The following is a 22,163-nucleotide window of genomic DNA, read 5'->3' as shown; positions in this document are numbered from 1 at the left end:
AAATTTCATATTGTTCGGACTTTGAATGTCCAAAACTATACTGGAGGATCAGCAATGGGGTATTGAAGCTGAGATTCAGGCGTTCGGATTTATAAATCTGGACCTGCTTTATAAAGCGCCGGGGTAGTACCCTTATGCTTTTTAAAGGCTGTATAGAAAGTTGACTTGGAATTGAATCCTACCGCGTAGCCGATCTCTTCCAGTTTGATTGCTTTGTCATTCGAGATCAGTTTGCAGGCCCGTTCGATACGATATTCGTTAATATACACGGCAAAGCTCTTGCCCAGGTTATCATTTAGCAACTGGGAAAGCTGGTGCCCGGAAATATTAAGTATTTTGGCCAGGTCGTTCAGCTTCAGATCAGGGTCTTTATACAATTCCTGCTCGGTAATGGTCTTTTGCAGCTTTTGGGTCAGGGTTAGCGCCTGCTGCTCCGTGAATTTTTTATTGGCATAACGTTCTGTTACTTCATTTCCTAAAAATATGGTGTCAGATTTTCGCCGGTTAACGAATAAAGGAATATTCAGGTACAGTAGCAGCGAGAAGAACACCGCCCCGCTGATATAAGCTATACCGGAAGATCCGAAGAAAACGATCAGGTAAGTGATAAAGATCACTGCGTTGGCCACATAGATGGAGAGGATCGGTCTTTCGCCTGGCGACAGTTTCTCCGTTGGTGACCATGCGCGGACCAGAAGCTTCCTGAGCAGCCAGCCGGTCAGCAAGACATAAACTGCCCACTGGAGGTAGATCAGGTGTACAATATAGTGATTCCAGTCCCAGGGATGGCTCTGGTAGGGAAGGACAATGCCCACCGTCGCGATCAGCGCAATCCAGACTCCATAAATATATTTCCAGGCAGCGGGCATTTGTTGGTATTGCCCCAGAGCGGCCTTGGTGAAATAATAAAGCGAAGGCCCGATCATAAAACAAGCCGACAGGCCGATCTGTAAATAGATACGAGGCAAGTCTGGATAAAAGTAATTTAAGGTGGCCTTGGCGATGCGCAGGCTCAGTGCCAGCAGTAGCAGACCCAAAAAGCGGGATGCGGGCGAAGTGGTTTTTTTAAAAGCCAGTAGGTAAAAACCCAGGATAAGCCCGTTAAAAGCCCCTAAGGTGCTGAAGAAAAATAAAAGTTCTTTTCCAATGCTCATATGTCGCTGTGGTTCAAATATAAACTTTTGCTGTCACATCTATGGTTTGGGGACATCTGATATTTACCATAAACCTTTCGCCGAAATGGTTAGTAGGTATATCCTGGACCTTACAGGTACTGAGGCGTGAAAAGAGGTGCAGTTTTTTGGAGGGTTGTCCGGGGAAGGAGATTGTTTTTGATACTTTGACTTTTGTTTTTTAGCGATTAAATATATTTAATTACTATAGATTGAGGTATAATTGGTAAATTGTTTTCTTAAAAGTTCAGTTATGCCGAGCCTAGATCAAATCGCCTTTTTTTTTAACGCTCAACCTAATCCTGGCATTATACTAAAATATGAAGCTCCAAAATTTATTATCGTTCACTTGAATCCTGCTTTTGCCAAGGCAATGAACGTGGTGCCGGGGGAGCTTTTGGGCGAAGATTTTTTTAAAGAATTTCCGGTTGGTCCTTATGATGTTGTGATCAGTGCTAAAGTGGTCAGGGAAGCACTTGAGTATGCATTGAATTTGAAAGGACCGCATCAATTTACCCAACAAAAAGATAATAGGATTTATAAGGTAGATACGTATCCTTTATTTGATGATAATGGTGAAGTGGAATATATTGTACAAAATTCAGAAGAAATTCTTGTTAAGGGTATTGATGAGATTCATACACTTGTCCAGAAATACCATCCTGAAAGTGTTGATTACAGCTCTTTGCCTGGAACTTTGATAGGTCAGGAATTTTTGGAGAGGAGGGTGTTGGCTTTAAATTCAACAGCTGGCGTTTTAATTGATGAGGTATTGGTTAATTATGTGGAAGGAATTGAACAGCTTTTTCCTGATATGCATTGTTCCATTATGAAGGTGAAAAACCAGCATATCTACAGTTGGATTTCATTGTCTTTGCCCGAGGCTTATCTGACACAGATAGACGGGGTTGAGATTGGTGATAAGGTAGGATCTTGTGGTGCTGCTGCGTTTCTTAAACAGAGGATTATTGTTAGTGATATTCGAAATGATTTAAGATGGGAAGGCTACAAGCAATATGCACTGGCTGCGAACTTATTGGCTTGTTGGTCACATCCTATTCTCAATTCATCTGATGAGGTTATTGCTACTTTTGCTATCTATTATAGTGAGGTTAGGGAGCCTAATTACGACGAGTTAATGGTGATAGAGCGGGCAAGTTCTATTCTGAAAATTATTTTGGAAAGCAGGCAGCGTGAGGAGGATCTAAGTGACGCGGCTATACTGATGGCTCAAGGTCAGGAGTTGGCGGGCTTTGGTACCTGGTACTGGGATATTTCAAAGAATATTGTAACCTGGTCTGATTCCTTGTTTAAGATCTATGGGCTGGAGAAGGGTTCGTTTAAAGCAACTTTTGAGGCTTATCTGGATTTGCTTCATCCTGAAGATAGAGATATGGTATATGATAATGTTCAAATTATTCTCAAAGAACACTGCAGTATTGCATTTGAGGAAAGGATTATCAGGCCTGATGGTGAGGTCAGATTTTTGAAATCATGGGCCAGGTTAAAATGTGAAGATGGGCTACCGGTTAAAATGGTCGGTGCGTGTTTAGATATTTCAGAACGTATCAATTATATTCGTGTCATTGAACATCATCACCTTAAGGTAAGGGATATTGCATGGTCGCAAACCCATTTGTTGAGGGCGCCATTAGCCCGTATACTGGGACTGGTTAAATTGCTCGGCAATACGGATAAAGATATTGTGGAGGAACGGCAGGTCATTTCTTATCTTGAAGATTCTGCAAATGAATTGGATAAGGTTATTAAGGATATTATTGATAAAAGTAAGGAGTAGGTTGATGTTATAAAAACCTGCACTTCTTTTCTCACTGGACCTTTCAGGCCCTGAGGTGTGAAAAGAGGTGCAGGTTTTTTTGGGGGAGTATCCGGGGAAGGTGTGTGTAAACTTAATTATCGATAAAATTAAATATGAAAAAGAAACTTGCATTTGGAATTCTGTTTTTTACAACTTTTGTTATCGGATGCTCCGATACTAATTCCCTAGGTAATGATTATGATATCTCATTTGTTGATATTCCAATTAATCGAAATGTATATTATAAGAATCAGGGTATATTCGATAATCTTAGTGTTAATATGGTCGTTTACAATAATGATAAAATTCTTATTGGGGGCTATTTATTTAAAAATGCTACTGAATTAGATAGTTCAAAACATCGATATTATTATATTGATAAAAGAATTTATTCTAGTGACCCAAGTCAAATGAAAAGTAGTGGGTTACCTGATCCTAAAACGTTAAGATGGTAAAGGTGGTTCCTTTAACCATGTTGGAAATTCGGATTTAATTGTAAAACCCCTGGCTTTTTTTCTCACTGGACCTTTCAGGCTGGTGCACTTTTTTTATCGGGCAAAATTGGAGATCATCTTTTTTATTAAAGAAACCTGGCCTAAATGATAGTAACTGTGTTCAATAACGCCTTCGATATTTCGTAAATAGCTTCCATACTTTTCGTCGACAAATGGTTGGTCCAGCAGGCTATCTGGCAATTGCTCAACTTGATTTGCGAATTTTTCAGAATTGTTCAAAAAACTATTTACTAGAGTCTTCCAATCCATTTCAGATTGAATTTGCGGAACGTCGAAACTAAACTTATCACTAATTTCAAGTTTTCCACCATCAAAAACATGCAATAGTCCCTTTAAATAATAATTAATGTGAAAGGTTAAGGCCGCAATCGTATTTAAATTTCCAATTTTTTGAGTTGCTTGCTCCCAATTTACACTTAAGATTTGTTCTTTAAAATTTGTATTGGCAATCCAATGCCCATCAAGTAGAACCTCACGAAGGCGGTTTGCGATAGCTAAGTTATTCATAGGACGGTTAAATAGTGATAGTAGGGTAAGTTGTCAATTTAATGAAAATAATAGACGAGTAGATATGTATTTCAGTTATTTTTGTAGCAGAAATCTTAATATCATGCCAACAGAGGCCACTTCATATACTGCGGCTAGGAAAGCGTGAAAGTTGATCCTATGGCGAAGCATGTACAACATGAGGTTTTTTTGGAAAAACAACGGCAGATCCTTTTAGATCTTGGTAATGATATCACCCGTGTAAGAGAAAAAAATGACCTTATTACGCTGTTTTCAAAGCGTATAAAGGGACTGTTTTATTTCACCCATACCATGATCACCCTTATTGATGCGCTGGGCGATACCTACAAACCTTTTCTTTTGGACTATGAATCCTCACCCGTAAGGACGCATCGGGATTACAGGTTGCTGGTCAATGCCAGATTTTTACTGGATGAACCTTTTATTGAGTCGGTACTGGAGGCGGATGGCCCCATTGTCTTCCAATTGAAAGATACAATAGCGAATCCTCAAAGTCCTGTATTTCTCCGCGCCAATTATGAAAAAGGTGTAAAAGAAGTATTGATGATGAAACTGATGAATGCAGATAAGCCAATAGGATTCATTCATATTTATTCAGACCGGACAGACAGCTTTACGCAGGAATTTAAGGATGTTATAAAGCGCATATCTTCTCAGCTTTCAAGTGCGGTATATAACATTATTAAAAACGAGGAGATTAAGAAGAAAGAGGAGGAAAAATCTTTCCTGCTCGATTTCTCCAGCGATATTGCTGGTATCATGACAAAGGCTGATCTGGAAACAGCTGTCTTTAAAGTACTGGACCGCCTGCTGAATACGAAACTGGCTATGCTGCGGCTTATTGATGATGACGGGCATCACTTGAGTCCGTACATGTTTGATAAAAGTCTGTTTGAAGGTCTGGTAAGTGATTTTGGAAGGCTTTCTGAACAAAAGATTACCACCGATGAATATTATACGGCACTGGTGCTGAAAAGCCGGGAGGTGCTTGTACTGAATGTGGAAGAACAGCTGCGTACTGGCAACAAACAGTATGCGGAAGTCTGGGAAAAAACAGGGTTTAAGAATATGTATGCCACAGTACTAAAGGCTGGTGATCAAATACTGGGGACCATCTGGATGCTTGCGGATCACATTAGTATGCCACTGTTTAAAGGCATTTGCGCGCAGATTTCTACGGCTATCTCGAATATAAAGGCCAGTGAAAAGATATCGGAATACAGGAAGCGACTGGAAGACGAAAATGACTACCTGAAAGAACAGATCAGCACCATTTATAACTTTTCAGAGATCATTGGTAGTGGCGGGACAATGCAGCAGATTTACCGTTTGATTTCACTGGTTGCGGAAAGCAATTCTACGGTACTGATCCTTGGGGAAACAGGTACAGGAAAGGAACTGGTAGCGCGTGCTGTACACGGTGCGTCGCTACGCAAAGACAAGCTGATGATTAAGGTAAATTGTGCGGCAATGCCTGCCAGCCTGATTGAAAGTGAGTTGTTTGGCCATGAGCGCGGGGCCTTTACCGGAGCTGTCGAGCGTAGGATCGGTAAATTTGAGCTTGCCAATAACAGTACATTGTTTCTTGATGAAATCGGGGAAATGCCAATGGAGGCGCAGGTTAAATTGCTGAGGGTGTTGCAGGAAAGGGAAATGGAAAGGGTAGGTGGCAAGACAACCATTAAGTTGAATGTAAGGGTGATTGCCGCTACGAACCGCAATCTGGAGGAGGAAGTAAAGGCAGGCCGTTTCCGGTCTGATCTTTTTTATCGCCTGAATGTGTTTCCGGTTAAACTTCCACCTTTAAGGGATCGGACGGAGGATATTGAAGCATTGACAGAGTTTTTCGTGGCCAAATACGGTAAAAATACAGGAAGGAAAGTAACGAGGGTATCGGCGAAGGTATTGCAGCAGTTGCGGGGTTATCTGTGGCCTGGTAATATAAGAGAGCTGGAGCATGTGCTGGAGCGGAGTGTGTTGTTAGCTACTGATCATACCATACGTGAAGTTTATTTGCCAAATGAGTCCATTACTGGCGCGCAGGCTCCCGAATTGTCCGGCAACCGTTCCTTGGAAGAAGTGGAAAGGTCTTATATTATTGAAGTACTGAAACGGTGTAGCGGAAAGATATCTGGTATGGGTGGTGCAGCAGAAATACTTGGGATACCGGGCAATACACTTCATTCCAAAATGAAAAAACTGCAAATCCAAAAAGCAGATTATTTTAGTAATTGACCTTTTCCCTTAATAAAGGGACATACCAAGTGATTTCACTAAATACAGTGAAAAGTATTTCTGATTGAAATTGGTAAAAATCTGTATTTCAGTTTATTAACGTGTTGGCATAAAAATGGTTTTTGTTAGTCAATTGACATTAAATAAATCATTTAAAATTAAGACATGAAAATTGTAATCATTGGCGGTACAGGACTTATAGGAACAAAAGTTGCAGGCAAGCTTCGCCAGCTTGGTCATAGTGTTATTGCGGGCTCTCCATCTACAGGCCTGAATTCCATTACTGGAGAAGGGCTTGCGGAGGCAATGAACGAAACAGATACCGTGATCGACCTTTCAAATTCACCTTCTTTTGAAGATGGGGCTGTGATGGAGTTTTTTGAAACATCGGGTCGCAACCTGATGGCAGCAGAAACAAATGCAGGTGTTAAACATCATCTTGCGGTGTCTATTGTAGGTGTAGACCGCATGCAGGATCTGGGTTACATGCGTGCTAAAATGGCGCAGGAAAACCTGATCATACAGTCCAAATTGCCTTATACGATCATCCGGAGTACCCAGTTTTTGGAATTTATTCCGGCTTTGGTGGGGGGTGCGACAAAAGACAATGAAGTCCATGTTTCAGATGTTGAATTTCAGCCGATTGCCGCAGAAGATGTTGCTTCATTTGTTACTGAACTGGCACTTTCTTCGCCGGCTAATGGTATTGTGGAAATCGCCGGACCTGAGCGTCATTCATTGAGTGAATTTTTCGCAGCATATCTGAGGAAAAAGGATAGCAGTAAGCAGGTGATCACGAATAAAAAGAGTGAATACTTTGGCGGACCTGTTCCGCATGATGGTCTGGTACCTCAGGGTGAAGCAAAGCTGGGGGGGACTGATTTGACGCAGTGGCTATCTGCGGAGTAAATACTTCTCTTTCACCACACAATCTGGTCTGTACTAAAACTTGCACTTCTTTTCTCACTGGACCTTTCAGGCCTTGAGGTGTGAAAAGAGGTGCAGGTTTTTTTGGGGCAATAAATTCCTTTTATGATGGTGAAAATAGGGTACGATAGGAATTGGGCTGTTTATGGATCGCATCGAACTTTTTAGGGCCGGATGTGTTTGATAGGTAATTATTCTTGCTAAAACTTATGTCTATGAAACGGATATTGATGATCTTGACTTCCCATCAACAGATGGAAAATACTGATAGTAAAACTGGTGTTTGGCTTGGTGAATTTACTGATCCTTATTATGAGTTTATAGATCAGGGTTACCAGGTTACTTTAGCTAGTCCTTTGGGTGGAAAGCCGCCTGTGGATGGTATGAGTGAATTGACTGAGCATATTACTGGTTCCAACCGGAGGTTTACTGAGGATGAGCTTGCCCAGCAGGCATTTGCCCATACTCATACGCTGGTTGGCTTATCTGCCAACAATTTTGATGCGGTGTTTTTTCCCGGTGGTCATGGTCCGCTCTGGGATTTGGCTCTTGATGAATTGAGTGGGAAGCTAATTCTGGAGTTTTTTAATGTAAACAAACCGGTCGCTGCAGTTTGTCATGGTCCGGCGGCTTTGGTAAAGGCAGCTGAGTTGGTTCCGGGTTTATTGTCGGGCAAAAGATTGACTGGTTTTACTAATGCGGAAGAGACTTTGGTAGGTAGAGCGAATCATATTCCTTTTAAGCTGGAAGACAAATTGATTGCTCTTGGTGCTGATTTTAAGTCTGCGTTGGTTCCGTTTTTTTCTCATGTGGAAACGGATGGGCTTTTAATTACTGGTCAGAATCCTTTGTCTGCTGGCCCTGTTGCTAAGGCTTTAATTGAGGTTTTGGAAAATGGAATAGCCGTGAGGGAGTAACAAAACTTGCACTTCTTTTCTCACTGGACCTTACAGGCCCTGAGGTGTGAAAAGAGATGCGAAAATGATACCAATCTCATAATTGAATTTTCAGGTTAAACTTATTAATATCACTATTTATAATGCCTTGATTTGTTCTGGAGAAAGTTTGGTGTACTTTTACACCTGATGCAAATTAAAACCATAGGCTTAAAAATAGGTGTTTTAGTGTTTATTGGGCTGGGTATAGCACTTTATATAGGTTTGTCATTTAGTCGTATTCTGGTTCCATTGTTTCCATTTATTGCTGGATTTTTGGTATGGTACACAACCAAAACTCAGCGTAAATTAATTAAAACAGCTACAACACCCATTTACCAGATTACCGAGGGATGGGTTAAAATACAGGGAACTGTAAGTGCCTCAAAAACTTTTAAAACGCCTTATTTTAAGCATGAATGTATTGCTTATTCTTATAGAAAAGCAGATATCAGCTACCATAGTGAAGATAATACTGAACGTGAGGGCAGCGTAATTATAGAAGAAGAATTTCAGGATTTTTATTTAACGAATGCAACGGGCAAAATAAAAGTAATTCTAACTCGCGTTAATCTTGCCCTTTTGCCTGCCAAATCAGAGATTATACATAGTATTAAATATGCGGTGGATGATATTCGCTATACCGAGAGAACGCTTAAAAATGGCGATTTGATCAGCGTTTTAGGTTATGCCATTAAAAACAGCAACTACCATTTCGAATTAAATGAGCATGGCAACCGGCCATTGGTTATTGCCACACCCGATTTTGAAGATAAAACAAAGAAATCGTTTAAGGTTTTTAAATACTTACTGCCTTATTTTATCTTGATGTACCTTGCGGTAAATTACTTTTTATTTTTTGCGCCGGTTAAGCAGCATATGGAAATAAGTACGGCATTCGTTCTTTTCATCTTTTTTGGTATGCCCATTTTGGGTGTTGTTTTCGGGGTAATTGGAAGCCGGTTTTCGGGCTTTGCTAAAGATTTAATATCTGGTATGGGTGGTATTTGTATTGTAGTGTCCTTGTTGAGCTTTCCCTTGTTGTGTCTTTTGTTTATGACAAAGACTGAATTTTATATCATCGAATGTGTGTGGGCTAGTGTATTACTTTGCACTACATTGGCATTTGCAATAAACTACCGAAAAATAGAGGGGGCTTTTTGATTTTGGGTGGAGATCGGGAATGGTTGGGATGTTTAAAGTGCCTCGATTGGTTTGATAATTTTTGTGGTGGAATCTGTACTTTAGTTCAACTAATCCGTGAAAAATGAAGTTCTCTCCCCTTATGGAAATGAAGATAAAAGATCTACTTATAGCTTTAGTGTTATTAATGATTACACCGGCAGCGTTTTGTCAATCTAAGGGGACTATTATCCGTCCTGATTTTAAAAAATATTTTGATCAATGCGGGGTAGATGGTGCTGTGGCGATTTATGATTATAAAAAGCATCTGTGGATCTTATCAGATACTGTTAACACCGGTCGGGAAACTTTACCGGCCTCTACATTTAAAATTATCAATATGTTGATTGCTCTGGAAACCGGGACAATACCGAATGAGAATTATGTAGTGAAGTGGCCTGGTAAAACGGATACTTTAAAATATGGTTACAGGCCTGATATTTATCATGATATCAGTGTAAAGGATGCATTTAAAGTTTCTGCTGGCTGGGCATTTATTGAACTTGCAAAAAGGATTGACAGAGACGTATACAAGAGGTACCTTACTCAATGTGGGTATGGCAATGTTGACCTTTCGGAAGCTGGGGCAGACTTTTGGAATTTTGGACCTTTTGGTATTTCTCCGGTTGCGCAGGTTGTATTCCTTAGAAAGTTATTTGAAGGGAAACTTCCGTTTTCTAAAAGGAATATGGATATCGTAAAAAGAGTGATGATTACTGAACAAAATTCGGCTTATACTATTCGGTCTAAAACGGGTTGGACCATGGCAAATGATATGAATACTGGATGGTGGGTGGGGTATCTGGAGAAAAAGGACGAGGTTTATTTCTTTGCTACCAGGTTATTGCAGAGCAGAAAAAGCAACCGGGCCGATTTTTCGAAATGTCGTAAGGAGATTACCAGGTCTATTTTGAAAGACTTGAAGGTTGTTGAATAAGAGTGTATTTTATCCTGGAAAAACCTGGCCTTAGCTATGAGGACTAAATAGAATTCTGATTAAGCCAGATAAATAATAAAGGTTTTGGAAATAGTATTGATTTTAGACATTGCTTTCAAACATTTTCATGTTGAAGTTGGTTAATGGAGAGTTTTTAAAAAACAGAACTATGGAAGAAGCATTTAATGTCAAAATCAATTATGGCAATCAAGCAGTTACTTTGACGATACTGCACCATAAAGATTATTTTAAAGTGATTTATTTTGGTGGAATTATTGGGGCGGTCCGGCAGGTGGATGGGGAGTGGGAGCTAATGGATTTTCAAGAAATTGATGCGGGGGATTTGCCTAGGTATACTCCTGATGCGAAAGGGGAAAGATTAGAGATTGTTCTTGATGAGCATACTGTTTATGCTATAGGTAAGGAAATTGAGCTTTATAATTCTGGGGAAGATTGACTTGATGCAGGTTTTTTTGGTGCAGACCGTGTAGGCTGGTGATTTCTTTTTATATTAAATATTGAATTGATTATATTTAGTATAGTTATGAGAAGGCTGAAGTTCATGCTTATTTTATGCATTGCTTGTTGTTTTGCTGCTGATGCGCAAAATGATTTGAAAATAGTAGATGGCTTTGATCATTTGAATGTTTCTCTTAAAACAATGGATGATGTTGAAAGTGCTTTCGATATTATTCAGAAGGCGCCTATTTATCTTTTGTCAAAGAAGGAAATTAGTAATAATTGTGAAAACAGGGCTGAGTTTACGTTTTATGTATTGGAAAAACTGGGTTTTCATCCTGTCAATTTTTGGATATTTAAGGAGGGATTGGTGGAAAAAGAGTATAACACTCCAGAATTGGTGAATAATAGCAGGGGACTGGCTTTTAATATCAGTTCAACTGGTCGTTCTATGGTCTATTGGCGTTATCATGTGGCTGCTGGGGCTATTATTGAAAATAACGGAAAAAGGGATACTATTGTTATGGATCCTTGGACACAGGGTAAAATTACTACTTTAAAAGATTGGGCTTTGAGTTTTTTCGTGGAGCCGGAGGGACGTACGGTTTATGTATTTCCTGTATTGGGATTGTATAGTTTTTATGGTACTACGGATATTGGTCAATTGAGTACGGTTAAGGTAGAGTGGGATAAGAATCTTGATGCTGATTTTAATCAAATGTATTGTGGGCTTTGTGGTATCACTCCTAATGGAAAATGTGATAGGCCTAGGTTTAGGAAGGTGATTTTGGCAAAGAAAGAAGAAATTCAGAATTACCTTAAGGCAAAAAACATCGAAATTCGGTGAGTGAACTACACGATTTTTTGGGAGTGCTGACCTTTGGGAAAAACCCGCATCTCTTTTCACACCTCAGGGCCTGTAAGGTCCAGTGAGAAAAGAGATGCAGGTTTTTTTGGGTGCAGACCGGCTATGGTGGCGATTAATCTTTAGTCATCGTGTCTGCGCCAGTTTCTTTCTCCGCGGTCATAGTCACGGTGTTTGTGATGGCCATGTCCGTGTTCTTTGTATCTTACATATCTTCTGTCGTTGTCGTCATCATCATCATTGTCATAGTAGCGATCTGAGCGGTCGTAACGGATAACTGTTTGGGAGTGACAGGATTTGTATTTAGCGTATCTTATTCTATCTTCTCTGTAATTGTAGTAGGCTTGTGATGAATTGATGACTACTTTGTAGCCATTATAGAGGTCGTAGTCTCTGTACCTTTCTGGTAAATTGGTTGAGAATGTCCATCTGCCGTTACTGATGTAGATAAATTGTCTTTTTGGGACGTAATAATAGCTGTCAATGTCTGGCATGTAGTAATACTCGGCGCGTTCGTAACCTGAGGGTCCCCAGGATGGCTGGGAGCCTATGTTTACACTGAGGTTAAATTGTGCGTTTGATTTGATCGGTACAAAACCGATGGCTAGAAGCAATAGAAATAATAGCTTTTTCATAATTGGACTTTTGATATTAATAGGTTTCATTGTGTGAAATCGTGGATTTCAATTACTATGCCATGATGACTGGTTTTTTCTTTTTATTGATATGGGCTCTTCTATTGGGTTTTTGGTTGAAAAGTGGTGCTGTTGGTTTGATGAATTTCTCTACAAAGTGTGGTTTGTTGTGGGGGCAGGCTGGGGATGGTGATGATTCTAAGTTTGTTAGTAATTCTTAATTTGTTAACTTTGGAGCCTAAATAAAATCATGATTAAATTATTTGTAGTTGGCTATCCATTGGATATTCAGGAGGCGGATGTTATTGAGCTCTTTAGTATCCATGGAATGGTACATAGTATTCATTTATTGACCGATAGGGTAACACATAGTCCTAAAGGTTTTGGGTTTGTGGAGATGGTGGATCAGGCTGGGGCCGAGCGGGCTATTGCTGCGTTAAATGGTATTGTGCTGAAGGGACGGAAGATGACGGTAAAGCTTGCTGATGAAAATCGGGAACAAAGACCTAGGGTTTTTAAAGAAAACCGGTTTCCTGGAATGGTGGATCGCACCGGTGACAGTATGGTGGGTGAGGTGAAGGGCAAGCGGCCAAGGAAATTGGTTTCTAATGTTTTTAGGGCTGATAAATAGCTTTTGCCTGGGTTTTGGTTAATGTGGCATGATCGAAATCATTATAAACATTACTCCGGTTATCAGCATTAAGAAGAGCAAGAATGATTTAATGTCTTTTGCTTTACGGCCTTGTTTTAATACAAGCTGGCTAAATGGTTCTGATAATAGTGTTGCCAGTGCGAATAAAAAAGCAAATGCTAAGGCTGATTGTGCGCCTATTCCCATTGGAATATGATTATTGGTTTTGCCAAAATAACCGAGCAGATCGCCTAGAAATAATATATTCCAAATCACAATAAAAGCAATTACTGCTGGCCATTTCATTGGAAAGCTTCCGCTGGATTGATAATTGTTTATCCTGGCTTCTACTTCTGCAGGTATTGGGTCTGGGTTATTTAAGAATCCGGTGTTTTCTATTCGTTTGATCAAATCGCGGCTGCCGGAGGTTAAGAAGATGACTTTTTCATTGTATCCGTTAACGTGGTGATTAATTTTTATGCCTGCTCCGGAAAGTAGCGTTGAGGGTTCTATGGAGATAATATCTGAGGGCTTGAAATGCAGGTTACCGAGGATTGAGGCGTTGAGTTGCAATTCATTTTTGTTCACTAGTAATTTGACAAATGGCCATGTGGCTCGTGCAGATCCTATGTTAGCGCCACCGGTTTCTTCTATTTCAAACATTTTTACTTGTTCAAGTGGTTTATTTGTGAATAAAACTATTTAAAAGGAGTGGAATAACAAAATTCCTGGGCAACAATTAAGATTTGTGAAAAACCTGCACTTCTTTTCTCACCGGACCTTACAGGCCCTGAGGTGTGAAAAGAGGTGCAGTTTTTTTTGGGTGGATATCCGGGTTGGGGTGGCAGAGATTATGTTACAACTTTCCTTGATTGAGATACAATAAATATATGGTTAACACCTAATTTTGTTGTCTAAGAAGACCGGGATATGTTAAAGATATTGTGATAGTGGCAACTGGCGGAACAAATGAAAAAACTAAAATGGTAAAGATGCAGACGATACTTGGTGCCAATGGGCAGATTGCGGAAGAATTGGCCAGGGAGCTAAAGTTAAATTATACTTCGCAAATCAGACTGGTGAGCAGAAATCCAAAAAGGGTTAATGATACCGATGTGTTGTTTGCTGCCAATTTGCTTGACAGGGAAAAAGCAGACGAAGCGGTAAAAGGTAGTGACATCGCTTACCTTACCCTGGGCCTGCCAATGGACAGTGAGATGTGGGAAGAACAGTTTCCTGTGATTATGCGGAATGTAATAGATGCTTGTAAAAAGTACGGAACTAAATTGGTATTTTTTGACAATACTTATATGTATCCTCAAAATGATACGGTGTTAAACGAAGAAAGCCGTTTTGCTCCCATAGGTAGAAAGGGAGTTGTCAGAAAGGACATTGCAGAAATGCTTTTGCGAGAAATGGAAGCAGGCGGGATTGAAGCAGTGATCTGCCGTGCTCCGGAGTTTTATGGCCCTGCTAAGACACAAAGTATTACCAATACCTTTATTTTTGATGCTATTAAGGAAAATAAAACGTTAAAAGTTCCTCTGAGTGACCGTAAATTAAGAAGCTTGATATGGACGCCGGACGCGAGCAGGGCAACTGCTTTGATAGGTAATACACCTGATGCTTATGGACAAACTTGGCATTTGCCTATAGACGAAAATAGAATGTCGTACAAAGCGTTCATCACATTGGCATCGGAAGTTTATGGAAGAAAACTGGAATACCACGTTATTCCAAAATTTATCCTGAAAATTGGCGCTGTCTTCAGTAAACGGTTAAGTGAGCTGCAGGAACTTTTGCCAAGATATGCTTTTGATAATATATTTGACGTCTCGAAGTTCAGGAAACGTTTTCCTGAATTCAGGATAACGACGTTTAGAGAAGGGATTGAGCAAATAAAGACAGAACAGGAAATAACTGGATAGGAAATGAAAGTACCTGGTAAAATATCGTCTATTACGGAACTGCATGGTGTTCTGAAACTCAAACGGCCAATTCATCCGTTGATCAGTGTATTCGGTTTTTCGGAAATATCGGCTGAGCAAGGGACGTTGCTTAGTGCGGTGGTGACGGGTTTTTATGTAATTGCCTTGAAAAAGGATTGTGCAAGTGGTAAGTGCAGGTACGGTCAGCAATATTATGACTTTGATGAAGGGGTTATGTATTTTATGGCACCGGGGCAGGTGCTTAGATTTGAGGATATTTTATTGTCGGAAGTGAAAGGTTTTATTTTGGCAGTGCATCCCGATTTTTTACATGGTTATCCGATTTCGGGTAGAATAAAAGGCTATGGATATTTCTCCTATTCCAGCAATGAAGCCCTATATCTGTCAGAACGTGAGGAAAAGTCTGTGATGGATATCGTCGGTAACATCAGCAATGAGATTGAGGCGAATATGGATGCTTTTACCCAGGATCTGCTGATCTCTAATATAGAGCTTTTACTAAAATACTGCGATCGTTTTTACAATCGGCAGTTCCTAACTCAAAAGAAATCAAATAACGACCTTCTTTCGAGATTTGAAATATTGCTTGATCGGTTCTTTAATGACGATGAACTTTCGGTTGGTGGAGCACCAACAGTCCTGAAGATTGCCAGCGAGTTGAACCTGAGCCCAAACTACCTCAGCGATATGCTAAGAGTACAAACCGGGCAAACAACGCAACAGCATATTCAGGCAAGGATCATAGAAAAGGCCAAGGAATTGCTTTCAACTACAGGGCTGTCGGTTTCAGAAATTGCTTATCAGCTGGGATTTGAGCACGCACAGTCATTCCATCGTCTATTCAAATTCCGTACTTCAGTCTCGCCATCGGAATTTAGGGAATCTTTTAATTGATCCTACATACATAGTTCCATTTTTGAACTAAATTTGGATTAACTGGAGCTAATGAATGGGTATTTACATATAAAGATATCTGAATATATTTATATGCCTAAGTTTGTATTTCGTTGGTTTTACCTCTGACATAGGGTTGTCATTACGCTTGCTTAAATTTGTTCTGGATCTAATAAAGTAAATTATGGTTGATCAATTATTGCAATAAATTGGGTGAGCACATGCAAAAAGATGAAATAGAAATTTTTTATCCAGCCAGCAAACAAGCCTGGCGAGAATGGCTGGAGAAAAACCACCTCTCTAAGCAGGCTGTACGGCTTGTCTTTTATGTCAAATCTTCAGATAAAAAATCTATTACCTGGAGTGAGGCTGTTGAGGTTGCTCTTTGTTTTGGTTGGATTGACAGCAAGAAATTAAAAATTGATGAGGAGTCATCTCATCAGTTTTTTAGTAAAAGAAAATCAAACAGTACCTGGTCTAAGATTAACAAACAGAAAGTGGTGCAGCTTATAGAAGACGGTTTAATGACTGAAGCTGGTTATAAAAGTATTGAAACTGCAAAGCAAAATGGTTCGTGGATAATATTAGACGAAGTTGAAGAATTGATCGTTCCGAAAGACCTGGAGATGGAATTGAAAAGCAAACCCGATTCGGAGCGTTTCTTTTTTGGTTTAAGCAGATCGGTAAAAAAGGCAATTTTGCAATGGCTTGTTCTTGCAAAGCGTCCGGAAACCAGGCAGAAAAGAATAGCTGAAGTTGTAGAACTTGCTGGGCAGAAACAGAAGCCAAGACATTTGCAGTAGCCCTATTCGCTCAAATAATATTGGTGTGTAACTGGTCAATAATGCGATTTTTGCCTCTTTTGCGGGGGTATAGTCGTTGTCGGAGGGATGTAGTGTTTTGCCTTAAGGAAATTATTAAAAAAAAAATTATTTGTGATACAATATTTGATCATGTTTAGCGTCTTTATATACGAGAGCGTTAATTTAGATTAAGCGGGAGTGGTCGGAGATCATTCCCGCTTTCCTTTTTTATGGGATTCTACTAACTTTAGTTTAAAAGGTAAATGGATAAAGCTATGGCAAATAATAAATTACTGCGGATGGACAATGTTGGTATCGTTGTGGAGTCCATTGATAATGCTATTTCTTTTTTTACGGAGATAGGCCTGAAACTCGAAGGAAGGGCGATGGTTGAAGGTGACTGGGCTGGTCGTGTTACTGGACTGGGCACTCAGCGCGTGGAGATTGCTATGATGGTTACTCCTGATGGTCACAGCCGGCTCGAGATTTCTCGGTTTCTCAGCCCGCCTACGATCTCAGATCACAGGACTGCTCCTGTGAATTCTCTCGGTTATCTACGCGTTATGTTCGCTGTTGAGGATATTGATGAGTTGGTTTCCAGGCTTATTAAACAGGGTGCTGAACTTGTTGGTGAGGTGGTTCAGTATGGAGCTTCGTACAAGCTCTGCTATATTCGTGGTGCGGAAGGAATTTTAGTTGGTTTAGCTCAGCAGCTCGTTAAGCAATAAGGTAGCCAGGTACACTTAATTAAATTTTTTTTTGATTAATTATTGTTTTACAATAATTAATAGTAGTATTGCAGTAATTAATAGCATTACTATGAAAACTGTTCGTTTTGTTTCCAAAGTACTTTTAGCCATTAGCAGAGTGTTGGCTGCAGGTTACTTATTATCTTTTATATTGTCTCTGGTCGCATTGTCTACCGGTTGGTCTTTAAATCTCGTTGAGCACAACAGTCGCTTCGAGATTTGCTACCCTTTTACCCGTTTGCCTTTCCTTTTGGGTGAATATAACAGCGGATACATTATCATGTTTCTGCTGCTACTGGGGCTTTATACACTATTCTTCTTCTTAGTGAGCAAAGTTTTTACGGTTTTTACGCAAAGTAAATTATTTACGGCTTACGGAATACGTCAGCTCAAGATATTTTACCTGGGTAACCTGATTTTGCCGTTGTTATCTGCTGTTTTAGTCTCTGTGGTATATAAAATTGAGTCTCCGGTAGAAATTTTGGTGATCCTGCATATGCTGCTGGGTGTTTTTACCTACTTTATGGCCGCTATCTTCCAGGAGGGATATAATTTGCAAAGTGAACACGATTTGATTCTTTGATATGGCCATTATTGTAAATGTAGATGTGATGCTGGCTAAGCGAAAAATGCAAAGCAAAGAATTGGCAGAGATTCTGGATATAACGCCTGCTAATTTTTCCATTTTAAAAACGGGAAAGGCAAGGGGTATTCGGTTTGATACCTTGCAGGCTATTTGTAAAGCGCTTGATTGTCAGCCCGGTGATGTGCTGGAATATGTAGCTGATCAATAAAAATCAACTGAAATTATAACTCATTAAGCCCGCGGCAACGTAAGGGAGGGCCACCATTTTGCCTAAATTATTTCATTATGAACGTATTAACAATTAAAAACTTAACGAAGACCTATAAGAACGGTGTAAAAGCTTTAGATAGTTTATCGTTGGAGATTCGCAATGGCATGTTTGGCTTGCTGGGGCCGAATGGAGCAGGTAAATCGTCTCTCATGAAAACATTAGCGGGATTGCAACAACCTGATGCTGGACAAATTAGCTTTAATGGCAATAACCTTATTGAGGATCCTCTGTCAGTCAAAAAACAACTCGGCTTTTTACCGCAGGACTTTGGAGTTTATCCGAAAGTGTCGGCGTATGATTTATTAACACATATTGCTGTTTTAAAAGGTTTAACTCATGCACCCTCCAGAAAAGAGCAGGTATTGGCATTGTTAGACCAAACTAATCTTTATTCACAGCGGCACCAAGATGTTTATACATTTTCAGGTGGTATGCGGCAGCGTTTCGGGATTGCTCAGGCGCTGCTTGGTGATCCGCAATTGGTCATTGTGGACGAGCCAACTGCAGGTCTTGATCCGGAGGAACGCAACCGATTTAACAATTTACTCAGCGAGATTGGTGAAGAAAAGATTGTCATTCTGTCTACTCATCTGGTTGAAGATGTTAAAAATCTTTGTACGCATATGGCGGTAATGAATAAAGGAAAGATCATCGCAAAGGGAAGGCCAGCGGATTTCATAGTTACTCTTGCCGGGAAGTTATGGCAAAAAAACATAAAAAAGGTGGAAAAATTAGCTTATGAGCAAGAGTTTCGACTCTTGTCTTCACAACTCAATACGGGTAAACTGTATATCCATGTCTACGCTGAGGATGATCCAGGTCACGGATTTAAACCTGTAGAACCCACTTTGGAGGATGTATATTTTCATTTGCTTACATCAATAAATTAATCCAATGACTTCCTTACTGAAATTCGAACTGGGCACTTATTTGAAGAAGCCCGGCATTTATATTGCCTTTGTTTTGCTGTTTTTAGCTGGTGTTTTTATTGGGCTGAAGCTGTCTTTTAGCCCGGGTAACGACATATACCGTAATTCTCCATACAGTATTGCCAATATGATTGGTTTACTTAGCCTGACTACTATTTTCTCAACGACCATCCTGGCTGCGCAGATACTTTTTAAAGAACAGGATGCCGATTTCAGTCTTATATTGTATGCTACAGGAATTGCAAAAGCAAAATATCTTTTCAGCCGCTTCGGTGCTTTGTTTATTTTATCGCTTATTTGTTTCATACTACTTATAATCGGATACCTGTTTGGTCATTTAGCCGATAGTGACCGATTGGCTTACCGTGAGTTTAATATTTGGTTTTACGCACAGCCGGTTTTAATTCTGGGATTGCCAAATCTCTTGCTTTGTGCAGTATTGGTCAGTACGGTGGCCTGGCTGGCCAGAAACAAACTCATGGTTTATTTAACGGGTTTGTTTATTTATATAATTTACCTGATTATGTTAACTTATTCCGGTTCACCCATGATGGCCGGTAGCTTGCCCCAGTCTTCTGATGCACTTGATTTTTCGGCAAGGATTGACCCCTTCGGCCTCTCTGCTTTTTACCAGCAAACCAATCTTTGGACGGTAGTCCAAAAAAATAACTCTTTGATTGATTTGACGGGTAACTTTTTAAATAACCGATTGTTATACATCCTGGGCTCTTTGCTGCTGCTGTTCACTGTTTATTATAGATTTAAGTTCCATATCCGGGATGGCAGCCTTATTAAAAATAAAGCGGCTTTAACTGGGGAAGAACGCTTGGTGTGGACCTTCAAACCACTATCAGCTGCCGCAAGAGGATGGAGGTTTTCATTTTTGGCACTTCAAAGTTTGGTGAAACAAGACCTGAAAGTGCTGATTAAAAGCATTCCTTTTGTGCTGGTTGCATTTGGTTTGGTCTTTTATTTAGGTATGGAATTTTATGGCAGCATTGACCAGGGTATTCGTTTACCAGAACAATATGCCAGTACTGGCCTGATGGCTAACCGCATTATTTACAACTTACCAGGATTGTTGTTAATGATTACTTTGTTTTATGCACATGAACTGTATTGGCGAAGCGCGGCTTACCATTTTGATAGGATTGAGAGGAGCACTCCGGCTGGAAAGGGCATCTTTCTCCTATCGAAATGGTTTTCTCTTACGGTGGTCATCGTGATATTGACCACGGTCATCCTTGTAACTGGTATTGTATTTCAGCTCATCTATCAGTATGCCATTGATTGGCAGGTTTATCTGGTGCTGTACTGGCTTATTGATTTTCCTCTGATCATTTGTGCCGCACTCCTGCTGCTGCTGCAATATTTGATTGACCGTAAATGGGCGGGCTTAATAGCCGCTTGTATCCTGTTGGTTTTATTGTTTACTTCTGTTGGAAAGTCTCTGGGTATTACGCATCCGCTGCTGCGCTTTGCTGCACCTTATGCAGCCAGATACAGTGAAATGAATGGCTGGGACGATTATTTTAACAGCTTTTCATGGAGGATGCTTTATGGTGCAAGTCTGATTACGGTGTTATGGTTAGTTATAAACCAAGGTATAAATAGATTATCCAAACAACGATTGTTTTGTCTCGGCTTGCCGCTTATTGTTTGTATACTAACGGGAATATATATCTATAAACAAGCGTCATCAACCAATGCTTATGTGGAGTTGGACTACCGGGAAAGCTACGAGCAGTTTTATCGTAAATTTAAGGATATCAACCAGCCGGTTGTTGTCAGCGTGAAAACTAAAATTGATCTTTATCCTGGTCGTCGTGCATATCAGGTAGCTGGACGCTATAGTTTAAAAAATGAGGGTGCTACGCCGATTAGCGAACTGTTGGTTAATTGGGATGTGAATTTAAAAGTCGAGTCGGTTACTTATGAGGCAGGTGGCTATAGTGAATCTTTAAGTACAAAGACTGGCATTGTGAAGCTTAAAAAGCCTTTATTGCCGGGAGATTCTGCCGCTCTGGGTTTCTTGTTTTCTTATGCCTGGAATGGATTTACCGGTCACCAGTCTTTTAATGCTATTGTTCACAATGGCACTTTTATCCGGATCAGCAATTATTTTCCATACTTTGGATATCAACCGGATATGGAAATATCTTCACCCTCGGAAAGGCGAAAAAGGCACTTAGGGCATGCTTCCTCATTACTTAAGCTTGAGGCTCCCCGGGGTAAGAATGAATTTATTGATTTGGACATGATCATTTCTGCTCCAACCGGGCAAACTGTGATTGGTGTAGGTAATTTAGCCAGTCAATGGCAGTCAAAAGGCCGGAATTATTTTCAATACCTTTCTGGAATGCCCATCCCTTTTCGGTTCGGGATTTCGGCTGCGAATTATCAGGTGCAAAAAGTTTATTATAAAGGGATTGATGTTCAGGTTTATTATGATAGTAAACACTTCGAAAACGTAAAACACCTGATTAATAATGCAGAAAGGACTTTGGATTATTGTCAGGCAAATTTTGGCCCCTATCCTTATAAAACCATTCGCTTCGCAGAGGTATCTGCGTTTACCGATGGGTTTGCAGGTACGGCTTATCCGGCGACAATTTTCATGACCGAACATTTGCTTTTTCATGATAACTTGAACACTGACCGGGGTCAGGATGTGATTAACGAACTTGCCGCACATGAACTATCTCACCAGTGGTGGGGAAATGGTCAACTGGCTCCTGATGAGCGGGAAGGGTCAAAGTTACTGACCGAAACCCTGGCTATGTATACTGAATTGATGCTGGCAAGACGATATCTGAGTGCTCGTGCAGTTGAGGAAAAATTAGCGGTTCATAAGGATATTTACCTGAACGAACGTGGATTTACAAAAGAATCACCGCTATATAAGGTCAAACCGGAAGATACCCATCTTTATTATGATAAAGGAATAGTGGTGATGGGTAAGTTAACTGATTTAATTGGAGAAGAAAAGGTCAACAAAGCGTTGAAAAATCTGCTGCAAAAGCATACCTATCCCAGTCTGGCACCCATTGCTACAGATTTGTTAAGGGAGTTGTACAACGTAAGCGACACCGCTCAGCATGTTAAAATCAATGATTTATTATTGAGGTAGGTTCAATTAGAG

The 22,163-nt window shown here is 40.2% G+C and carries 22 protein-coding genes; 18 read left to right on the top strand and 4 right to left on the bottom strand.

The window, feature by feature from the left end; all coding sequences use genetic code 11:
- Positions 1-89 precede the first annotated feature (89 nt).
- Complete coding sequence (locus VNZ46_RS28770; RefSeq protein WP_325565057.1) at positions 90-1,154, bottom strand: helix-turn-helix domain-containing protein; 1,065 nt, start codon at positions 1,152-1,154, stop codon at positions 90-92.
- 271 nt (positions 1,155-1,425) lie between these two features.
- Between VNZ46_RS28770 and VNZ46_RS28765 the strand changes: the two genes are divergently transcribed.
- Both VNZ46_RS28765 and VNZ46_RS28760 read left to right on the top strand, forming a co-directional pair.
- Complete coding sequence (locus tag VNZ46_RS28765) at positions 1,426-2,970, top strand: PAS domain-containing protein (RefSeq protein WP_325565055.1); 1,545 nt, start codon at positions 1,426-1,428, stop codon at positions 2,968-2,970.
- A gap of 134 nt (positions 2,971-3,104) precedes the next feature.
- The gene (locus VNZ46_RS28760) at positions 3,105-3,446 is read left to right on the top strand and encodes a hypothetical protein (RefSeq protein WP_325565053.1); all 342 of its coding nucleotides are present in this window, start codon (positions 3,105-3,107) and stop codon (positions 3,444-3,446) included.
- A gap of 93 nt (positions 3,447-3,539) precedes the next feature.
- On the opposite strand, the gene VNZ46_RS28755 is transcribed toward VNZ46_RS28760, so the two are convergent.
- Positions 3,540-4,013: a DUF1572 domain-containing protein gene (locus VNZ46_RS28755; RefSeq protein WP_325565052.1), complete on the bottom strand. Its 474-nt coding sequence runs from the start codon at positions 4,011-4,013 to the stop codon at positions 3,540-3,542.
- Between the two features lie 159 nt (positions 4,014-4,172).
- Between VNZ46_RS28755 and VNZ46_RS28750 the strand changes: the two genes are divergently transcribed.
- The 7 genes from VNZ46_RS28750 to VNZ46_RS28720 all read left to right on the top strand — a co-directional run bounded on the left by VNZ46_RS28750 (position 4,173) and on the right by VNZ46_RS28720 (position 11,556).
- Positions 4,173-6,269 (top strand): sigma 54-interacting transcriptional regulator, encoded by a 2,097-nt coding sequence (locus tag VNZ46_RS28750; protein ID WP_325565051.1) that lies wholly within the window; start codon positions 4,173-4,175, stop codon positions 6,267-6,269.
- Between the two features lie 165 nt (positions 6,270-6,434).
- Positions 6,435-7,178, top strand: coding sequence for an SDR family oxidoreductase (locus tag VNZ46_RS28745; protein ID WP_325565049.1), 744 nt, complete (start codon positions 6,435-6,437; stop codon positions 7,176-7,178).
- A gap of 233 nt (positions 7,179-7,411) precedes the next feature.
- Positions 7,412-8,113 (top strand): type 1 glutamine amidotransferase domain-containing protein, encoded by a 702-nt coding sequence (locus VNZ46_RS28740; protein ID WP_325565047.1) that lies wholly within the window; start codon positions 7,412-7,414, stop codon positions 8,111-8,113.
- A 132-nt stretch (positions 8,114-8,245) separates the two neighbouring features.
- Positions 8,246-9,295, top strand: coding sequence for a hypothetical protein (locus tag VNZ46_RS28735; protein ID WP_325565045.1), 1,050 nt, complete (start codon positions 8,246-8,248; stop codon positions 9,293-9,295).
- A gap of 166 nt (positions 9,296-9,461) precedes the next feature.
- Positions 9,462-10,250 carry a penicillin-binding transpeptidase domain-containing protein gene (locus tag VNZ46_RS28730; protein ID WP_414693546.1) on the top strand — a complete coding sequence of 263 codons (789 nt, stop codon included), beginning with the start codon at positions 9,462-9,464 and terminating at the stop codon, positions 10,248-10,250.
- A 169-nt stretch (positions 10,251-10,419) separates the two neighbouring features.
- Entirely contained in the window at positions 10,420-10,707 is a 288-nt protein-coding gene (locus VNZ46_RS28725; protein ID WP_325565041.1) for a hypothetical protein, read from the top strand.
- A gap of 66 nt (positions 10,708-10,773) precedes the next feature.
- On the top strand, positions 10,774-11,556 hold the full coding sequence (locus tag VNZ46_RS28720; protein ID WP_325565039.1) for a protein-glutamine glutaminase family protein: 783 nt from the start codon (positions 10,774-10,776) through the stop codon (positions 11,554-11,556).
- A gap of 140 nt (positions 11,557-11,696) precedes the next feature.
- Here VNZ46_RS28720 and VNZ46_RS28715 read toward each other — a convergent pair whose 3' ends face one another.
- Positions 11,697-12,209 carry a hypothetical protein gene (locus tag VNZ46_RS28715; RefSeq protein WP_325565037.1) on the bottom strand — a complete coding sequence of 171 codons (513 nt, stop codon included), beginning with the start codon at positions 12,207-12,209 and terminating at the stop codon, positions 11,697-11,699.
- Between the two features lie 250 nt (positions 12,210-12,459).
- Between VNZ46_RS28715 and VNZ46_RS28710 the strand changes: the two genes are divergently transcribed.
- Complete coding sequence (locus VNZ46_RS28710; RefSeq protein ID WP_325565035.1) at positions 12,460-12,840, top strand: hypothetical protein; 381 nt, start codon at positions 12,460-12,462, stop codon at positions 12,838-12,840.
- Positions 12,841-12,858: 18 nt separating this feature from the next.
- Here the strand turns inward: VNZ46_RS28710 and VNZ46_RS28705 are convergent, their stop codons facing one another.
- Positions 12,859-13,503 carry a hypothetical protein gene (locus VNZ46_RS28705; RefSeq protein WP_325565033.1) on the bottom strand — a complete coding sequence of 215 codons (645 nt, stop codon included), beginning with the start codon at positions 13,501-13,503 and terminating at the stop codon, positions 12,859-12,861.
- 329 nt (positions 13,504-13,832) lie between these two features.
- Here VNZ46_RS28705 and VNZ46_RS28700 point away from each other — a divergent pair, with 329 nt between their 5' ends.
- From VNZ46_RS28700 to VNZ46_RS28665, 8 genes are all read left to right on the top strand, one after another.
- Entirely contained in the window at positions 13,833-14,768 is a 936-nt protein-coding gene (locus VNZ46_RS28700) for an NAD-dependent epimerase/dehydratase family protein (RefSeq protein WP_325565031.1), read from the top strand.
- Between the two features lie 3 nt (positions 14,769-14,771).
- Positions 14,772-15,683 carry a helix-turn-helix transcriptional regulator gene (locus VNZ46_RS28695; protein WP_325565029.1) on the top strand — a complete coding sequence of 304 codons (912 nt, stop codon included), beginning with the start codon at positions 14,772-14,774 and terminating at the stop codon, positions 15,681-15,683.
- A gap of 221 nt (positions 15,684-15,904) precedes the next feature.
- Positions 15,905-16,486 carry a YdeI/OmpD-associated family protein gene (locus tag VNZ46_RS28690; RefSeq protein WP_325565027.1) on the top strand — a complete coding sequence of 194 codons (582 nt, stop codon included), beginning with the start codon at positions 15,905-15,907 and terminating at the stop codon, positions 16,484-16,486.
- A gap of 263 nt (positions 16,487-16,749) precedes the next feature.
- Entirely contained in the window at positions 16,750-17,214 is a 465-nt protein-coding gene (locus VNZ46_RS28685; protein ID WP_325565025.1) for a VOC family protein, read from the top strand.
- A gap of 91 nt (positions 17,215-17,305) precedes the next feature.
- Entirely contained in the window at positions 17,306-17,818 is a 513-nt protein-coding gene (locus VNZ46_RS28680; RefSeq protein ID WP_325565023.1) for a hypothetical protein, read from the top strand.
- A 1-nt stretch (position 17,819) separates the two neighbouring features.
- Positions 17,820-18,029 (top strand): helix-turn-helix transcriptional regulator, encoded by a 210-nt coding sequence (locus VNZ46_RS28675; RefSeq protein ID WP_325565021.1) that lies wholly within the window; start codon positions 17,820-17,822, stop codon positions 18,027-18,029.
- Positions 18,030-18,106: 77 nt separating this feature from the next.
- A complete protein-coding gene (locus VNZ46_RS28670) occupies positions 18,107-18,982 on the top strand; it encodes an ABC transporter ATP-binding protein (RefSeq protein WP_325565019.1) in 876 nt (291 codons plus the stop codon).
- Between the two features lie 4 nt (positions 18,983-18,986).
- Positions 18,987-22,151: a M1 family aminopeptidase gene (locus tag VNZ46_RS28665; RefSeq protein WP_325565017.1), complete on the top strand. Its 3,165-nt coding sequence runs from the start codon at positions 18,987-18,989 to the stop codon at positions 22,149-22,151.
- The last annotated feature ends 12 nt before the right edge of the window (positions 22,152-22,163 follow it).

Source organism: Pedobacter sp., from assembly GCF_035566355.1.
Taxonomy (GTDB): domain Bacteria; phylum Bacteroidota; class Bacteroidia; order Sphingobacteriales; family Sphingobacteriaceae; genus Pedobacter.
Note: the sequence above shows the minus strand (reverse complement) of the source record. Positions and strands in the feature narration are given on the sequence as shown.

Bases quoted from the DNA above. Each gene is read 5' to 3' on its own strand.
- VNZ46_RS28770 (WP_325565057.1), bottom strand. From the start codon at position 1,154: ATGAGCATTGGAAAAGAACTTTTATTTTTCTTCAGCACCTTAGGGGCT.
- VNZ46_RS28765 (WP_325565055.1), top strand. From the start codon at position 1,426: ATGCCGAGCCTAGATCAAATCGCCTTTTTTTTTAACGCTCAACCTAAT.
- VNZ46_RS28760 (WP_325565053.1), top strand. From the start codon at position 3,105: ATGAAAAAGAAACTTGCATTTGGAATTCTGTTTTTTACAACTTTTGTT.
- VNZ46_RS28755 (WP_325565052.1), bottom strand. From the start codon at position 4,013: ATGAATAACTTAGCTATCGCAAACCGCCTTCGTGAGGTTCTACTTGAT.
- VNZ46_RS28750 (WP_325565051.1), top strand. From the start codon at position 4,173: ATGGCGAAGCATGTACAACATGAGGTTTTTTTGGAAAAACAACGGCAG.
- VNZ46_RS28745 (WP_325565049.1), top strand. From the start codon at position 6,435: ATGAAAATTGTAATCATTGGCGGTACAGGACTTATAGGAACAAAAGTT.
- VNZ46_RS28740 (WP_325565047.1), top strand. From the start codon at position 7,412: ATGAAACGGATATTGATGATCTTGACTTCCCATCAACAGATGGAAAAT.
- VNZ46_RS28730 (WP_414693546.1), top strand. From the start codon at position 9,462: ATGATTACACCGGCAGCGTTTTGTCAATCTAAGGGGACTATTATCCGT.
- VNZ46_RS28725 (WP_325565041.1), top strand. From the start codon at position 10,420: ATGGAAGAAGCATTTAATGTCAAAATCAATTATGGCAATCAAGCAGTT.
- VNZ46_RS28715 (WP_325565037.1), bottom strand. From the start codon at position 12,209: ATGAAAAAGCTATTATTTCTATTGCTTCTAGCCATCGGTTTTGTACCG.
- VNZ46_RS28710 (WP_325565035.1), top strand. From the start codon at position 12,460: ATGATTAAATTATTTGTAGTTGGCTATCCATTGGATATTCAGGAGGCG.
- VNZ46_RS28705 (WP_325565033.1), bottom strand. From the start codon at position 13,503: ATGTTTGAAATAGAAGAAACCGGTGGCGCTAACATAGGATCTGCACGA.
- VNZ46_RS28700 (WP_325565031.1), top strand. From the start codon at position 13,833: ATGCAGACGATACTTGGTGCCAATGGGCAGATTGCGGAAGAATTGGCC.
- VNZ46_RS28695 (WP_325565029.1), top strand. From the start codon at position 14,772: ATGAAAGTACCTGGTAAAATATCGTCTATTACGGAACTGCATGGTGTT.
- VNZ46_RS28690 (WP_325565027.1), top strand. From the start codon at position 15,905: ATGCAAAAAGATGAAATAGAAATTTTTTATCCAGCCAGCAAACAAGCC.
- VNZ46_RS28685 (WP_325565025.1), top strand. From the start codon at position 16,750: ATGGATAAAGCTATGGCAAATAATAAATTACTGCGGATGGACAATGTT.
- VNZ46_RS28680 (WP_325565023.1), top strand. From the start codon at position 17,306: ATGAAAACTGTTCGTTTTGTTTCCAAAGTACTTTTAGCCATTAGCAGA.
- VNZ46_RS28675 (WP_325565021.1), top strand. From the start codon at position 17,820: ATGGCCATTATTGTAAATGTAGATGTGATGCTGGCTAAGCGAAAAATG.
- VNZ46_RS28670 (WP_325565019.1), top strand. From the start codon at position 18,107: ATGAACGTATTAACAATTAAAAACTTAACGAAGACCTATAAGAACGGT.
- VNZ46_RS28665 (WP_325565017.1), top strand. From the start codon at position 18,987: ATGACTTCCTTACTGAAATTCGAACTGGGCACTTATTTGAAGAAGCCC.